Below are 15,600 nucleotides of genomic sequence, written 5' to 3' on the forward strand. Positions count from 1 at the left end.
GGTACACATCGTGACGGGGGTCACCAACCGATCGGTACAGAACTTGCTACGGTGGCTGCACAACCGAGCGGTACAAAAGGAGAACCATGACCGTCACACTGATCACCGGCGCGAACAAGGGCATCGGCTTCGAGACCGCCCGGCAGCTGGTCGAGCTGGGCCACACCGTCTACCTCGGCGCCCGCGACGCCGGGCGGGGCGAGAAGGCGGCGGCGGACCTAGGCGCACGGTTCGTCCAGCTCGACGTGACCGACGACGCGTCGGTACGCGACGCGCTGGCGGCCATCGACGCGGCCGAGGGCCGGCTCGACGTCCTGGTGAACAACGCGGGCGTCCTCGGGGCCGGACCGGTCGACGGCCCGGCGGCGCTGCGGGTCTTCGACATCAACGCGGTGGGGATCGTCCGGGTCACCGAGGCGGCGCTGCCCCTGCTGCGCAGGTCCGCCAACCCGACGGTGGTCAACGTGTCGAGCAGCATGGGATCGTTCTGGGCGGTGACCAATCCCGACCGGCCCGAGTTCGGCCTGCCGCTCGCGCTCTACGCGGCGTCCAAGGCGGCCGCGACCATGCTCACCGTCCAGTACGCCAAGTCCCAGCCGGGTATCAAGTTCAACGCGCTCGAACCCGGCCCCACCGCCACCGACATGACCGCCGCGTTCGGCATCGGACGGCCGCCCGCGGAGAGCGCCCGGACGGTCGTGCGCCTGGCCACGCTCGGCCCGGACGGCCCGACCGGCACGCTCCAGGACGAGAACGGCGTCCTGAACTGGTAGCCGCCCGCCCGGACGGACGGTCCGGGCGGTTGAGCGTCGTCGCTATGCTGACCGGGTGACCTGGCTCGAGGCGTTCTGGCACCTGGTCAGCGTGCTGACCGACGCCGGCCCGACCGGTCTTCTCGCCGGCGCGGGTGCCGTCGCCGGCGTGCTGCTGGGCACGGTGGTCGCCGCGGGTGTGCGGCTGGGCCGCCGCCCGGCCGCGATCGGCCCGCACGTCACGCGCCGGGTGCTGCGGGAGCGGACCCGGCGCACCGGCGTACCCCGCCACCGTGATCCCGACGCCTCCGGGCGCGTCCGGCCGCGAGGGCCCACCCGGCCCCTCGCGGCCGCCTGAGCGTCTCCTTTCTCGCACATCGATCGCTCGGCTCCTCCCCCACCGCTCGTCGCGGCCGCTGGTGACCCGTCAGGTCCTGATCCAGCCACCGGTCGTCGTACGAGAGGTCCACCATGCCCGCTGTCCTGAATCCCTGCCGCCGCACGCCGGCCGTCCGCACCACGGTTCGGCGGGCGGCCCGATGAGCGCCCTGTTCAGTCCCCTGATGGCCGCGGTCTACTCGGCGATCTCGGCGGTGCTGCTGTTCTGGCACGCCGTCTGGGAGCGCCTGCTGGGCGACGCGAGCGGATGGCACACGGACTGGTCCTGGGTGCTCGGCATCGTCTTCCTGGTCCTCACCGTCCGGACCGCCCTGATCCCGGTGGTGAACCGGCAGATGGCCGCGCAACGGGCGATGCAGGCGCTGCAGCCGAAGGTCGCCGCGCTGCAGAGCAGGCACCGGGGCGACCGGGTCGCCCTGCAGCAGGAGCTGGCCGCGCTCTACCGGGCGGAGAAGGTCAACCCGCTGATGAGTTTCCTGCCGATCCTGTTGCAGGCGCCCGTCCTGATCGGACTGCTGCACGTGCTGCGCCACCTCAGGCCGTCCATCGCCAGCGACGCCGCCCGCACCCTGTACGGCTGGACCCTGGCCCAGTTCGACAGCGCGTCACAGGCGACGCTGTTCGGCGCGCCGATCGCCGCGACGTTCAACGCCACCGCGGCCCAGCTGCAGCCGCTCGGCGCCGGCCGGCCCACCGTCACCGTCGTGGCGGCGGTGCTGATCGCACTCATGGCCGCCACCACGTACCTCACCAGCCGGATGACCATCCGCAGCACCGGCTGGGCGCCCGAACCGCAGGCCCGGACGGTGCAGCGGCTGATGCTGTACGGCGTCCCGCTGTCCCTGCTCGTCTCGGGTGCGTTCTTCCCGATCGGCGTGGTCCTCTACTGGCTGACGCAGAGCCTGTTCGGGTTCGGGCAGCAGATGTGGATCCTGCGCCGGTACCCGCCACCGCGCAACGGCGCCGGCCCGGCGCGGTGACCTGACGGGCCGGTGCCGGTGCGCTCCACGGAGGGCACCGGCACCGGCCGTCGCCGGTTCGCGTCAGCAGGCGAATCCGGCGGCACAGATGTTGAGCGCGCCGATCTCCCGCTCCACCGGGCCGAATCCGCTGAAGATGCCGTTGGTGACCCCGGCGCCGTTCACGAAGTTGCCCCAGTTGACGCCCACCGCGGTGACGTCGTTCGTGGCCGGGGAGTTGGTGACCCTGAAGACCGGCGAACCGCTGTCCCCGCCGGCCGAGTTATAGCTGGCGGTCTGCTGGCAGAACAGGTAGATGTCGGTGTTGTTGACGGTGAAGTCGACGCACGTGCCGGTGACCGTGCCGGTGGTACGGCCGGTGGTCCGCCCGACCTTCTGGACCGCGGAGTTGAGGGCGGCGCCACCGTCGGCCGCGGTCACCCGGAACGTGTCGGTCCCGTTCCAGTTGGTGCTGTTCACCGCCGGGCGGGCGATCCTGCCCTGGGAGATGTTCACGCCGGTCTGCGCGGCCACGAAGTTGGCGTCCGCGCTCGCGCACCGCCGGTTGACCGGACAGTCGAACAGGCCGGCGTTGACCGCGGTGTCCGCCGTCTCCAGGCCGACCACACCGCCGTCCCCGGCGGGACGGGTGGGCTGCCAGAACCGGCCGTTGTCGACCACGCCGCGGTTGGCCGAGCAGTGCGAGTTCGTCACGAAACCGGCGACGCCCTGACGGGTCGCGGGGTATCCCAGGGTGCAGGTCGGCAGCGCGGCGGTGGAGACGATCTGGGTACCGCCGTGCAGCGGCCGGGTCTGATCCCGCACCGTCATCGTCACCGCTCCCCGCCGCACCGCGGTCACCGCGGCCTCGGGGATACCGAGTCGGGTCACCGCCGCACGGACCGCCGCCGAGTGCCGGTCCGGATCCTCGAGCCCCACGACCACCCGGTTGCGGCGTTCGTCGATCTCCAGCGAGGTCACGCTTGGCAGCGCGAACACCGATCTGGTGGCGTCGCGCCAGATCTTCAGCTGGGCGAACGTGTAGTCGGCCCGGTGCACGACGGTCTTGCCCGTACCACCGGACAGGCCGAGCCCGGCCAGCGCGGCACGGGACCGCGCCGCGCCCTCCTCGTCGGGCCGGGTCAACAGGACGTGCGTCGTGGATCCGTCGGCGTCCAGGTAGGCCCCGCCGAAACCGGGAACGTGCTTGGTGGCGGCCACCTCCTGAGCGTCCCGGTCCCAGGGCGCGGCGACGGTCACCGGGTCGGCGTCCGCCACGCCGCCGCCGGTGAACGCCACCGCGGTGGCGGCGATGAGGACGAGCCCCGCGCCGATGGACCTGCCCGCGTTGAGTCGATGCATGAAGACCTCCGGTGGCACGGATTTCGGCTCCGCCACATGTCGGCTCGAGCCTCGAGTGCGCCCAGGATGGTCCGTGGCGTTCATCGAGAAGGCACACGATCCGCACGGATCGCGGAGGCCCTAGAAGTGCTGCACGGCCACCACGCCCGGCATCGCCATCGTCTCGGCGGCGAGACCACCGAACAGGCCCGGGCTGGCCAGCTCGACGGTCCAGTACCGGGGCAGCGTCTCGGCGGCCTCGGCCCGGACCCGTCCGTGCTCGCAGAACGGACCGGCGAAGCCGCCCGACCGGGGATCTCCGGAGAACTCCGGGCTGCCGCCGAGCCCGCGCCAGATCGCCGCCTCGGCCAGGTTGCGCTGGTCCTGCGTGGCCCGCGCGTCGATGAACACCCGGGCCCGGTCGCCCATCCGCGCGCTCGGCGGATCCACGATGCCGGCCGGCACCGACGGGGTGCACGATCCCGGCATCAGGTGCCGGTCGACCACGCCGTACAGGCCCAGCACGGCCAGCAGGGACGCGACGGTGGTCAGCCCGACGGCGAGCGGCGACCGGCGTCGTACCGCCCCCAGCCACGTCGCCGCCCACCGCCGCCCGCGCGGGAACCGGGGGCGCGGTCGCTGCGCCGCCGCGACGAGCAGGACCAGCGCCGCCAGCACCCCGAACGGCACCGCCGCACCGGCCGTGACGAAGGCCAGCCCCGCCCAGGACGCCGCGGCGGACTCGTCCGCCAGCCCCGTGCCACCCGCCAGGGCCAGCAACGCGAACGGCACCACGCAGAGCACCGCGAGCACCGCGCCGACCGTGGCCAGGGCGGACATCACCGGGCTGGCCTCCAGGCGGCGGCTCGCCCACCCGGTGAGCAACCAGGCGAGGACCGCGCCGGGCAGGAAACCGAGCCAGGTCACCGCCGCCAGCCACGGTGGCGGTTGCTGCCAGAGGTAGTACAGGGCGTTGCCATCGCCGTCGTAGGCGGGCCGCCCGGGCCAGTAGTGGTCGGCGAAGCGCAGCCCCAGCTCGCCACGGGCGGCGGTGAAGCCCGCCGCCCGGTCGCCCGGATGCGCGCCGACCACGTCGGTCTGATCCAGCGGCGGGTCGACACTGGTCACGGTCCAGCCGGCCGCCTCCAGCCGGGCCCGGACGCCCGCGGTGTAGGCGGCGACGTCCCGGGTGGCGGTGGTGTGCCTGACCCACGAGACGGCGTACCCGTACTCGATGCCCTCGCCGTCGGCCTGGCTGACGACGTCGGCGGCGTCGCCGCCGCCCCACACCGTGAGTCCCGGAAAGATCGTCCGGCTGATCTCGGCGGCCTCGGCGCCGACGGGCAGCGGCCGGGACGCCTGCCAGCCCAGCCAGTTGGTGCCGCCGGCACCGAGAAACCCGCCGGCCAGCGCCAAGAACAGGGCCAGCACGACGATCCCCCGGCTGTTCGGCCGGCCGAGCCGGGCCCGGCCGCCGTGCCGCGCCAGGTTCACCCGCTCGCGGAGGGCCGGCCGGCGCCGGCCGGGCGGTGCGCACTCGACCAGGGTGTCGAGCAACTCGTCGCGGCGCGGGCCCGGCGGATAGATCCACAACAGCCGGCGGTACGCCCGAACGAGTCGCGGGTCGACGGTGCGCGACGAGGCGGTCAGCACGGTCACCACGCCACCCGCCCGCCCAGCCGGTGTGCGCCCGCCGAGCCGAGCCCGAAGCGCTTGAGCTGGGTGGTGGCCGCGTGGACACTGGTCCGCAACCGCTCAGTCTCGGCGCCCAGGGCGCCCGCGCCGTGGTCGGTGAGCCGGTAGTAGCGCCGGTTCCGCCCGCCGACGAGTTCCTCCCGGTCGATCTCCACCAGGCCGTCGGCGGCCAGCCGGTCGAGTGCCGCGTACAGCGTGCCGGCCTGCAGGTTGACCGCGCCGCCGGACAGGGCGGTGGCCTCCTGGATGATGCCGTAGCCGTGCCGGGGTTCCGACGCCAGTGCGGTGAGGATCCAGAAGGTGGGTTCACGCATCGGGGCAGCCATGCACCCAATATAGAGATCATCTGAGTATCAGGCAACGGTCAGCTGCCGAGGTGCCGTTCCCGGCCGGCCGGGAACGGCGGGTAGCTTGTCGGTCTATTCTGTCGTCCGGACGTCGGGAGTCGCCGCGATGTGGGAAGCCACCACGATCGACAATGTCCGGGTCTTCGACGGGGCCGGCCGGACTGAGCCGCGTTCCGTGCACCTCGACGGCGGTCGCATTGTGTCCGCACCGCCGGACGCCGCGCGCCGGGTGGACGCCCGTGGCGGCACGCTGCTGCCCGGGCTGATCGACACCCACGTCCACGTCGAGGATCGCGCCGACCTGGAGGCGTCGGCGCACTGGGGTGTCACCACCGTGCTCGACATGGGCACCCCGCACCTGGACCGCACCATGCCGCTGCGCCATCTCGACGCGGTGGCGGACCTGTTCAGCGCGGGCCACCCGGCGGTCGCCCCCGGTGCCACGGCGATCCGCAAGATGGGTTATCCGCCCAGCATCGGCGTGGCGGACCCGTCCGGTGCCGAGGAGCACGTCGCGGCCCGGGTACGGGACGGCGCCGACTACGTGAAGATCCTGGTCGAGGACCCGAAGCAGCCCGGCACGAAGGCGCTCGACCGGGCCACCGTGCAGGCGCTCGTCGACGCCGCCCATCGGCACGGGCTCACGGTGATCGCCCACACGGTCACCGGCCCGACGTTCCGGACGGCGGTCGACGCGGGCGCGGACGTGGTGACCCACGTGCCGGTCCAGGCGGTGGTGAGCCGGGAGGCCGCCCGGCCCGGGCTCGTGGTCTCCCCCACGCTTGTCATGATGCGCGGGATCTGCGCCACCATCGGGCGCCGCCCGGCGTTGCGCGCGCTCGCGGCCCTGCGGGTCATGCCGCGGATGGACTTCACCAACTCCCTCGACTCCGTGCGGCGGCTGCACCACGCGGGCGCGACCGTCCTCGCCGGCACCGACGCGAACCGCGACCCGGCCACGCCGTTCTCGCCGCCGCACGGTGAGGCGATGCACCAGGAACTGGGACTGCTCGTCGAGGCCGGCCTGTCACCGGTCGAGGCGCTGCGGGCCGCCACGGTCCGGCCCGCGCAGGTCTTCGGTCTCGCCGACCGGGGCGAGATCACCGCCGGGCGACGGGCCGACCTGCTTCTCGTCGACGGCGACCCCACGACCGACATCGGGGCGACCCGGAACATCACCGGCGTCTGGGTCGCGGGGCACCGGTTCCGCGGCGTGCCCGGATCGTGATCTGAGGGCGAGCGGGCCCCGCCACGACCACGCCGGGCACGCCGGGCATCCGCCTACCGGGTGCGGCCACCACACCCGTAGAAGCACGCCTGGAACTGGGCGAAGTGCGGGCGCTTGACGCTGCCGAACGCGGTGAACTCGCCGCCGACCGCGATCGCGTTGGCCGCGGCGGTCAGGGTCAGCACGCCCCACCGGCCGTTGCTGCGCGGATTCCAGTCGAGCAGGCGGCCGGTTTCCGGGTTCAGGGCGGCCAGCTTCGGCTGGGTGCGCAGCGTCGTCGGGCACCACGAGGTGGCGGTGCGCGACGGCCGGTCACAGGCCACGGTGAAGTGCCCGCCGGCGTAGATCGTGCCGCGCAGGGTGGTGAGCGCCTGGACGTCGCCGTCGGTGACGGTGCTCCAGACCAGGTTCCCGGTGGGCTCGTACGCCGCCACCCGGCCGCCCGGGCCGGCCAGCCCCGCGTACACCCGGCCCGCGGTGATGGCGAGCGCGAACGCGGTGTACGGGGTGGCCGGACGGAACCCCGGGTCCACCTGACCGTCGGCCAGGCGCAGGGCGGCGAGGCGGGCGGTGCCCTCCGTCCCGTTGAGACGCTTGAAGCCGCCGCCGACGTACAGCCGGGACCCGGCCACGGACAGCGCCCGCACCTGCCCGTCGGCGCCGCCGACGAACGTGGTGTCGTGCGCCCCGTCGGACAGCCGGAACGCCGCCAGGTTGCGAACCGGGCGACCGTCCACGGCGGTGACCGTGCCGCCCAGGTAGAGCCGTCCGCCGCCGACCGCCAGCGCGGTGCCTTCGCCCTTCACGGTGTGCCGGAGCGGGCCGACCGCGCCGCTGGCCGGGTGGAGGCCGGCCAGGCCGGCGCGCGGCTGCCCGGCGACGGTGGTGAACTTGCCGCTGGCGTACAGCGCGGAGCCGGACGCGGCGAGCGCCAGCACCGTGCCGTTGGTCTCGGGCGCCCACGGCAGCAGCTTGCCGGTCCGGGTGTCCACGGCGGCCAGTCGCTTGCGGGGCACCGACCGGCCGTTGACGATCGCGTTCCGGAAGCTGCCGCCGACGTACACGGTGGAGCCGACACGTGCGCTGGCGTACACCAGGCCGTCGAAGCCGACGGTGGGGGCCGGCGCGGCGGACACCAGGGGTACGGCGGCGACCGCCGGGGAGGGCGTCCCGGCCACGGCGACCGCCGCAGCGAGCAGCACGCCGAACGAACTACGCAGGAATGAAGAAAGTTGCATGAACCGGACAATATGGCAGGCAAGAAGCAGGCGTGGCCGAAACAGGGAGATATCTACCGCAGGGTGTAGTCGCCAAATTACGAACATCACTTGACAGAAAACCAAAGGAAACCGCCATGATGTAACACCCGCCGACCTCAGTGGAGAATCCATGACCCTGTCCCATGCCCGGCGCGGCTCCCTGCGCCTGGCGACCGCCGTCACCGCCGCCCTGGCCCTGGCCGCCGGCCTGCTCACCGCCACGGCCACGCCGTCGGTCGCCGTCGCGTCCGGACCGGTCATCGACCAGAACTTCGCCGACCCGGACGTCATGAAGGTCGGCGGCACCTATTACGCGTACGCCACCAACAGCGACGGCCGGAACATCCGGTGGGCCACCTCCACCGACCTGGTCAGCTGGACCGCGCAGCAGAGCGACGCGCTGCCGTCCCTGGGCGCGTGGGCCGACCCGGCCTGGTCCTTCCCGCCGGGCGGGCCGGGCGACCACGGCGTCTGGGCACCGGAGGTGTTCGCGACCGGGCCGGCCAGCTTCGTCATGTGGTACACCGCGCACGACCGCGCCTCCGGCAAGCAGTGCATCGGCGCCGCCACCGCCACCACGCCCGGCGGGCCGTTCGTCCCCCGCGACACCACCCTGGTCTGCACCCCGGAGACCGGCGGCGTGATCGACGCCTCCTCGTTCACCGAGGACGGGCGCCGCTACCTGCTATGGAAGAACGACGGCAACTGCTGTGCCCAGGACACCTGGCTGCACCTGCAGCAGGTCACCGCGAACGGGCTGCGCCGGACCGGCACCGAGACCGCGCTGATCAAACAGGACAAGCCGTTCGAGGGCATCCTCGTCGAGGCGCCGACGCTGTGGAAGCACAACGGCCGGTACGTGCTGTTCTACTCCGCCAACTTCTTCGGCAACGGCAGCTACCTGAGCAGCTACGCCACCGCGACCCGGCTGCGTGGGCCGTACACCAAGGCACCGGCGCCGCTGATGACCACCGACGCGTTCGCCGGGTCGGTCCGCGGCCCGGGCGGCCAGGACATCGTGACCGGCCCGGACGGCCAGGACCGGATCATCTTCCACGGCTGGAACCCCGGCTTCAGCTACCGGGCGATGTACTCGCAGCGACTCGACTGGCAGGGCGGCCGGCCCGTCGTGGCGGGTGCCAAGGTGCGGTACGAGGCCGAGGACGCCACGTTCGCCCGTGCCAACGCCCGGTACGCGCCCGGTGCCAGCAACGGCGTGGTCGTCGGCGGCATCGACTTCGACGACAGCCGGGTCACGTTCACCGTGCACGTACCCCGGGCCGGCACCTACCGGCTGTACACCCGCTACGCCAACGGATCCGACGCCGGCGCGGCCAGCCACACCCTGGTCGTGAACGACACCGCGGCCGGCACCGTGGACTACCCCGTCACCGGCTGGGACAACTGGCAGACGGCCGAACGCGGCATCACCCTCACGGCGGGCCGGAACACGATCGCGTACGGCAAGGGCGCGCACTTCGCGGAGATCGACGCGATCGACGTGGCCTGACCGTCAGCGGACGGCCGGCGGAGGGGACGCGGGGGCATCGACCCTCGTCGCTAAGGCGCCCCTCGGCCGGCCTGGAAGATGGCGGAGCCGAACCAGCTGCCGCCGACCCGGGTGACCAGGTCGGGCAGCAGGTTCCGGTCGCTCAGCTGGGGCCAGGACTGGAGCAGCTCCTGCAGGTCCCGGCCGAGGGCGTCCAGCTCCTTGCCGCCCATCGGCTCACTCCGGATCACCTGCGTGGCCTGCACCGGCCAGTCCCGTGCTCCGATGTCCACGGTCGGCAGCGCCACCGCGGCCATCTCCAGCGCGGTCTGCTCGACCACGGCGAGCCGGAGCAGCAGTTCCACGACCCGGCGGTGCGTCCCCGCCTCGTGATGGTCCGAGCGGACCAGGTTGGCCGCCCCGTAGTCGGAGTTCGCGAGTTCGACCAGGCCGGCCCGGTCCGCCTGACTGGCCTGCGGAAGTTGACGGAGGAGGACGTCCTCGGCGGCGATGAGCGACAGGATCACCGGGTCCTCCTGATCCGAAACCAGAGGCGAGACCTTCTTGCCGAGTTCCTCGAGCTCGCCCAGCACATCGACGAGATCCTGTTCCGCGTCGGCGCGTAGCCGGTACTGGATCGACTGGCCGCCACGGCGCCCCTCGGACCGGGTGCCGGCCCGCTCGACGAACCGCGCCTCCCGCGCCAGGACGGTGCGTACGGTGGTGTCCTTGACGTCGCTGTAGCGCGCGAGGTCGGCGACGGTGAACTGGCGTAACGCCAGGATGCCGTTCAGCACCCGGTAGCGGTGAATCATGACCCGACCCTCTGCGCTGGCTGGCTTGCCCCTGACCGTTCCTTCGTGGCATCAGCCTCGTCCATCGTTATTCGTTTGTCAAGTGAACAACCCGGTCACCTCTTTGACAAGGCGGCCGAGGTCCCGGGTCTCCACGTACGTGCGCAGCTCCGCCACCAGGCCGGGGTGGATCCGGCCCAGCGTCGCCCGGTACACCTCGGTGGCGAACAGGTCCCGCTGCTTGTTGTCGAAGCTCGACGTGTTGAGCTGCACGCTCAGCATGAGGAAGACGGCCGCCGGATCGAGGTGCCGGACCTCGGGGAGCCGGCCCAGCAGCGCCTGCACGGCCCGCGCCGCCCGGGCACCCTTGGCCCGCTGGCTCCAGGCCCGGTCCCAGCTGCTCTGCGCGTGCCGGGCGGCGTGCACCCGCTCCGCGGCCTCCGCGTGCGCCGCCGGCCGCGGGGCCACGAGCAGATCGAGCGGCGACCCGGACGGAGGCCGCAGGCGGTCCAGCATCTGATGCGCCACGAAGGCCGCCACGTCCATCCAGCCCTCGGCGAACCGGCTGCTGGCATCCGGCTGGCGCCGGCCCGGCTGCCACGGTCCCTGCAGGACGTGACAGACGCATTCGTGCAGCAGGACGTACGGCAGCGAGAACACGGTGAGCTCGTCCAGCATCTGCGCGTTGACCCGGACCGCCACGCAGGCGGAGGGCCCGTCGGCGAGATCCTGCAGCACGGTCGTCGCGGTGAGCGCGACGGGCAGTTCCGAGCGGACCGGCTCGGACTGGTACTCGAACGACGCGGTGATCCGCTGACGCAGATCGTCCGGCAGGTCCAGGCCGTGGCACCGGTACAGTTCGACGGCCGCCGTCACCGCGTCACCGAAAGCGCCGGTCAACAGGTCATCGGTGGCGCGGCCCGCTTCGTCCAGGACCTGATCGATCTCGTCGAGGAGAGGCTCGCAGACCCCGCGCGCATCGGCGTCGGGAAACGACAGATTCGCTCTGATCTCGGCACCCAGCTGATGCAGGTATTCGCTCAGCGAGCCGGTCGGGCAGAACTCCACCTGGTACAGCGTCGAGTCCAGGACCCGGCTGCGGATCCCGGTCCACAGCACTCCGTACCCGGCCGAGTCCAGCTCGACGTGATACAGATCCAGCGCCCGGTAGACGAGCGCACGCCCGACGACGGCCTTCTGGGCATGCAGGGGAAGCAGACGCCTGGTGCTCACGGCTGGGTCGTTTCCTCGTCCCGTATGGCGTCACGGCCGAACCGGTCACGGATCTTCGGCAGCAGCACCTGCTCCCACAACGAGACCAGCACGGCGTTCGCGACCGGAGCGAAGGCCACGATCAGCGCCACCGAGGTGGGGTCCAGCCCGGCGCCGCGCACCCGGACCTGAATGGCCTCCGGCCGTCGTTCCGGCGGGACGGCGCGCAGATCCAGCCCGGCCGCCCGCAGCTCCGCCTGCAGCTTGTCGTCGTGCTCCAGCTCGGCCCAGAACCGATCGATCTCGCGCTGAACCTCGTCGGCGGAGCGGGTTCCGCGCCCGTACACCAGTTCCGTCATTCCGCCCTCCTCGGCCCCAACTTCCGATCAGTCGGTCAAAGGAATTCAAGAGCATCAATCGCCGGCCGCCGGGTACTAAATCGCAGCAGACCGGACAACACCTTTGACTTAATCAGATAAAGACCGACCACGACACCGCCCGGACCGTCGAACCCGACAGATGATCTGCACAATTCCCGACACCGGCCGCCAATCCAATCCCGGAATCGAATTGTCCCGAGAAGCTCGACCGAAAGGGGTGATCGAGTGAAGAGATCCGTGGGAGAGGCAACTTGGTGGTGGGGTGATCGGCGCGCCCCGGTGGCCGGCGGTCGCTCGTGCCATGGCGGCCGCGACACAGCCCACCTGCACCAGATCTCCGGAGGGATGTAGCAGTGAGATGATCGCGGACTGTCACCGCCCACCTCGGCGACACACCGACGTCGTCATGCGGGGCACCCGGTCCGGGCCGGGCGTACCGGGTCCGGCCCGGGTGCCGGCGCGCGCACGGCCGGCCCAGGATCTGCGCGTCTCCGGAGCCGGCCCGGAGCCGTTCTTGAGCCTGGACCGGCAGGATTGCTCCCGTGGGTCGCGGTCGATCAGGAGGTGGTGAGGCTGGTGACTGCCGAGTTCTCCCCGTTCACGACGCCGTACGCGACGACGTCGAACCGCCCGGCCGTGCCGGACGGGTCGGCCCACTGCTCGGTCGCGGTGCCGGCGACCAGGCCGAGCCGGTCCAGCAGATGGACCTCGCCCGCCACCGCGCCCTCGACCATCATGAACGCCTGGACCGCGACCGTCCCGGACGGCGCCTTCGCGGTGTAGGAGCTGGTGGTCCAGCCGGCCGGGCCGTCCACGGTGGCCGAGTTGTGGCTGCCCAGACGGGTGACCTTGCCGGCCGCGTCGGTGAAGGCGAGACCGGCGCGGACCCGGCGGCCGGCCCCGCCCGCGCGGAACGAGCCGACCGAGGTGTACGTGTCGCCGGCCACCGCCGTGACCTTGCGGCCGGACGCGCTCAACTGGCCGGCGCCGGTGGCGCTGAGCAGAAGCGATGACGTGCCGACGGCGCCGGCCGTGTCGGTACGCGAGACCCGGGTCAGGGCGCCCGCGGTCCACCCGGCCGTGCCCGCGGCCGCGGACTCCAGGTCGGCCGCGTCCGGGTCCAGCAGGTTGCCCGGCACCGCCGCGCTGCCGACCGGCAGATCGGCCACCGGCACGCCGTCGCGGTACACCCGGTAGCCGGCGATCGGGTTCCCCGCCGGGTACGCCTCGTCCCAGGTCAGCACGGCGCCGTCGGCCGTCAGGTTGCCCGGCGCCTCGGGCGCGAGGGCGGCGGTGCGCAGCGGTGTGGCGATGATGCCGTCCGCGGTGTTGGTGACTCCGTCCGGGCCGGTGAGCGAGGTGTCGCTCGGGCGCGCCGCGGACCTGCGGGCGCCGAGCTGGACTCCGTACCAGGTGGTCGGGTGTTCCTGGTCGTCGACCACCGCGTTGCCGTGGATCGCGTCGCCCCGGCCCACGGAGAGCCCGATGCCCGCGGTGTCGAAGTATCCGGAGCCGGTGTTGTACGTGGTGGAGCCGCCGAAGCCGGCGTTCACGATCCGGTTGCCCAGCACCGCGTCGGGGGCGTTCTTCGCGTGCGCGGTGCCGTACACGATGATCCCGGACTGGCGCGGGCGCTCGATGAGGTTGTCCCGGACGATGTTGTTGCCGCCGGGCCGCACGACGTGGTCGGCCGGGCCCGTGCTGGCGTCGGTCCACCCGCCGGGCGTGCCGCCGGTGCCGTCCGCGTCGGGGTAGTCGGCGTATCCGACGGCCACGCCGACGGTCGCGGAGTCGACGATGCGGTTCCCCGCCACCAGCATGTCCCGCGGGTTGGTGATGTCCTTGTTCGTTCCGGAGTGCGCGTACCCGGCGTTGGACGTCAGCACGATGTGCGCGCCGAAGAGCACGTTGCCGGTCACCGCGGCGCCGACCACGCCCTCGAAGTACATGTTGCCGTACTCGGACTCGTCCCGGGACGCCGCCACCGCGGGGTCGGTGTGCACCACGTTGTTGCGTACCGTGGTGCGGATCGCGTTGGTGAAGTCGAAGCTGTTGCCGCGCACCGTGCGGTCGAACCGGTTGTGTTCGATCACCGTGCCGTCGTTGCGGCCGCCGCCGCCGATGTTGTCTTCGCCGTCCGACTCCGCGCCGCCCCAGTTGTCGAAGCGGTTGTCGACGATGCGCACCCCCTCGGTGCCGGAGACCCAGAGCTTGAAGTACTCGAAGTTGGTGAACCGGACCTGGCGCACGGTCCACCGGTTCCCGACCGCGATGCCGCCGCCGGTGTTGGTGTGCGCGCCGAGCGCGGCGCGCAGGTCGCACGGCTGGCCGGGCCGGCCCGGGAGGTCCGCGGGCTCGGGCGCCCCGGCACCGGTGCGGCAGTTGCCGTTGACCGTGAGGTCGGCCACCAGGTTGGCGCTGCCGGGTTCCTTCTTGTCACTGGCCCGCACGAGGAAGCCGTAGCTGAAGTTGCGCCAGTTCAGGGTCGCGTCCATGACGAGGCTGGTGGCCGCGATCCCGGCACCGCGCAGGTCGACGTTCGGCGGTAGCCGCAGGCTGCTGGTGAGCCGGTAGACGCCCGGCGCGAGCCGCACGGTCGCGGTGACCGGCGGGGTCAGCACGGAGCCGTCGGCCGCCATGACCGCCGGGCGGGTGCGGGTCGCGGCGGTGCTCACCGCTTGCAGCAGGGCGGTGTAGTCGTCGAGGTCTCCGCCGCGCGGGGCGGCGGCCACGACGCAGGCCGGGTCCGCCGCGCAGGCGTCCGCGCCGAGCGGCGCCGGGCTCAGCGTCGAGGCGAGCGTGTACGCCGGGGCGTCCGGCAGCGCGGCGGTGGCGGGGGTGGCCACGGCGGCGGAGGCGGCCGGCAGGGCCACGGCGAGGGCGGTCAGGACAACGGCGCGACGAACGCGGAAAGCAAGGGGCATCAAGGCTCCGGAAACGGTTGCGGATTCGTGGGATTCGGGGTGCGAATCGGGTGCAACCGTACGAGGGCCCGCGTCGCGGCTACCTCCACCGAAGGGACGAATACCGACGTACCGATCAGCGCCGCGCGCTCGACCTCGCATTTTCCGTGACGCATGGCACATCCGGCCGGAAGGTATCGCCCGGCCGTTCGGACGGAAACGCGGGCCGCCCGGTGCTAAATCAGTGAATGCTGGTCCAGTACCGCGGCCCGGGTCAGTTCCGCCTTGTTTCCCAGTCGGAGTTTGCTGCGAATGCGCTTCACGTAGGTGTCGACCGTGTGCTGGCTGATGCCGAGCGTGCGCGCCACCTGCGCGTGGGTGCGCCCGAGCGCGATCTGCCCGAGGACCTGCCGCTCCCGATGGGAGAGCACCGGGCGGCCCGGGTCGACCGACCCGTCCGCGGCCGCCGGGGCGGGCCAGTAGTCACCACCCAGCGCCACGGCGCGGAGCGCGTCCGCGATGACCACAACGTCGGCATCCCGGTGCACCGCGCCGTTCGCGCCCTGCCGCCGGTATTCGGCGAGCGCGTCGGGGTCCGGCGCGTCGGTCGTCACGAGGACCGGGGCGACCGCCCGGGCACCGGTCAGGAACCGGCCGAACATCTGGCCCGCCATTCGCGGATCGACAATTACCATGTCCGCCCGCTCCGACGGTCCCTCCAGCGGCGACGACCGGAAAACGACGACCTGGAATCCCTGTTCAATACATATTCGGCGGAGGCCGTAAGCGAACGTCGGGCACGTCTCAAATATTTCGACCACGCCCATTCCCATCCCTATCAC

General features: G+C 72.4%; 14 protein-coding genes. 5 read left to right on the top strand and 9 right to left on the bottom strand.

The window, feature by feature from the left end:
* The first annotated feature begins 86 nt into the window (after positions 1-86).
* The 3 genes from LDL48_RS00295 to yidC all read left to right on the top strand — a co-directional run bounded on the left by LDL48_RS00295 (position 87) and on the right by yidC (position 2,131).
* Positions 87-773 (top strand): SDR family NAD(P)-dependent oxidoreductase, encoded by a 687-nt coding sequence (locus LDL48_RS00295; RefSeq protein WP_225252878.1) that lies wholly within the window; start codon positions 87-89, stop codon positions 771-773.
* Positions 774-828: 55 nt separating this feature from the next.
* On the top strand, positions 829-1,110 hold the full coding sequence (locus LDL48_RS00300; protein WP_225252879.1) for a DUF6412 domain-containing protein: 282 nt from the start codon (positions 829-831) through the stop codon (positions 1,108-1,110).
* A gap of 181 nt (positions 1,111-1,291) precedes the next feature.
* The gene (yidC, locus tag LDL48_RS00305) at positions 1,292-2,131 is read left to right on the top strand and encodes a membrane protein insertase YidC (RefSeq protein WP_225252880.1); all 840 of its coding nucleotides are present in this window, start codon (positions 1,292-1,294) and stop codon (positions 2,129-2,131) included.
* A 63-nt stretch (positions 2,132-2,194) separates the two neighbouring features.
* Here the strand turns inward: yidC and LDL48_RS00310 are convergent, their stop codons facing one another.
* The 3 genes from LDL48_RS00310 to LDL48_RS00320 all read right to left on the bottom strand — a co-directional run bounded on the left by LDL48_RS00310 (position 2,195) and on the right by LDL48_RS00320 (position 5,472).
* Positions 2,195-3,472 (bottom strand): hypothetical protein, encoded by a 1,278-nt coding sequence (locus LDL48_RS00310; RefSeq protein WP_225252881.1) that lies wholly within the window; start codon positions 3,470-3,472, stop codon positions 2,195-2,197.
* Between the two features lie 120 nt (positions 3,473-3,592).
* Positions 3,593-5,110 carry a hypothetical protein gene (locus LDL48_RS00315; protein ID WP_225252882.1) on the bottom strand — a complete coding sequence of 506 codons (1,518 nt, stop codon included), beginning with the start codon at positions 5,108-5,110 and terminating at the stop codon, positions 3,593-3,595.
* Positions 5,107-5,472: a PadR family transcriptional regulator gene (locus tag LDL48_RS00320; RefSeq protein WP_225252883.1), complete on the bottom strand. Its 366-nt coding sequence runs from the start codon at positions 5,470-5,472 to the stop codon at positions 5,107-5,109. The genes LDL48_RS00315 and LDL48_RS00320 overlap by 4 nt, the downstream gene beginning before the upstream one ends.
* A 127-nt stretch (positions 5,473-5,599) precedes the next feature.
* On the opposite strand from LDL48_RS00320, the gene LDL48_RS00325 reads away from it, so the two are divergent.
* Positions 5,600-6,721, top strand: a complete 1,122-nt coding sequence (locus tag LDL48_RS00325; RefSeq protein WP_225252884.1) for an amidohydrolase family protein — start codon at positions 5,600-5,602, stop codon at positions 6,719-6,721.
* Positions 6,722-6,774: 53 nt separating this feature from the next.
* Here LDL48_RS00325 and LDL48_RS00330 read toward each other — a convergent pair whose 3' ends face one another.
* Complete coding sequence (locus tag LDL48_RS00330; protein ID WP_225252885.1) at positions 6,775-7,959, bottom strand: PQQ-binding-like beta-propeller repeat protein; 1,185 nt, start codon at positions 7,957-7,959, stop codon at positions 6,775-6,777.
* A 151-nt stretch (positions 7,960-8,110) separates the two neighbouring features.
* Here LDL48_RS00330 and LDL48_RS00335 point away from each other — a divergent pair, with 151 nt between their 5' ends.
* Entirely contained in the window at positions 8,111-9,490 is a 1,380-nt protein-coding gene (locus LDL48_RS00335; protein ID WP_225252886.1) for a family 43 glycosylhydrolase, read from the top strand.
* A 50-nt stretch (positions 9,491-9,540) separates the two neighbouring features.
* Here the strand turns inward: LDL48_RS00335 and LDL48_RS00340 are convergent, their stop codons facing one another.
* From LDL48_RS00340 to LDL48_RS00360, 5 genes are all read right to left on the bottom strand, one after another.
* Positions 9,541-10,284 carry a hypothetical protein gene (locus LDL48_RS00340; RefSeq protein WP_225252887.1) on the bottom strand — a complete coding sequence of 248 codons (744 nt, stop codon included), beginning with the start codon at positions 10,282-10,284 and terminating at the stop codon, positions 9,541-9,543.
* 78 nt (positions 10,285-10,362) lie between these two features.
* Positions 10,363-11,496, bottom strand: a complete 1,134-nt coding sequence (locus tag LDL48_RS00345; protein ID WP_225252888.1) for a hypothetical protein — start codon at positions 11,494-11,496, stop codon at positions 10,363-10,365.
* On the bottom strand, positions 11,493-11,834 hold the full coding sequence (locus LDL48_RS00350) for a hypothetical protein (protein ID WP_225252889.1): 342 nt from the start codon (positions 11,832-11,834) through the stop codon (positions 11,493-11,495). The genes LDL48_RS00345 and LDL48_RS00350 overlap by 4 nt, the downstream gene beginning before the upstream one ends.
* Positions 11,835-12,412: 578 nt before the next feature.
* Positions 12,413-14,779 carry a right-handed parallel beta-helix repeat-containing protein gene (locus tag LDL48_RS00355; protein ID WP_225252890.1) on the bottom strand — a complete coding sequence of 789 codons (2,367 nt, stop codon included), beginning with the start codon at positions 14,777-14,779 and terminating at the stop codon, positions 12,413-12,415.
* Between the two features lie 215 nt (positions 14,780-14,994).
* Positions 14,995-15,585 (bottom strand): helix-turn-helix transcriptional regulator, encoded by a 591-nt coding sequence (locus LDL48_RS00360; protein ID WP_225252891.1) that lies wholly within the window; start codon positions 15,583-15,585, stop codon positions 14,995-14,997.
* Positions 15,586-15,600 lie beyond the last annotated feature (15 nt).

This window comes from Jidongwangia harbinensis (assembly GCF_020216025.1).
Lineage (GTDB): Bacteria > Actinomycetota > Actinomycetes > Mycobacteriales > Micromonosporaceae > Actinoplanes > Actinoplanes harbinensis.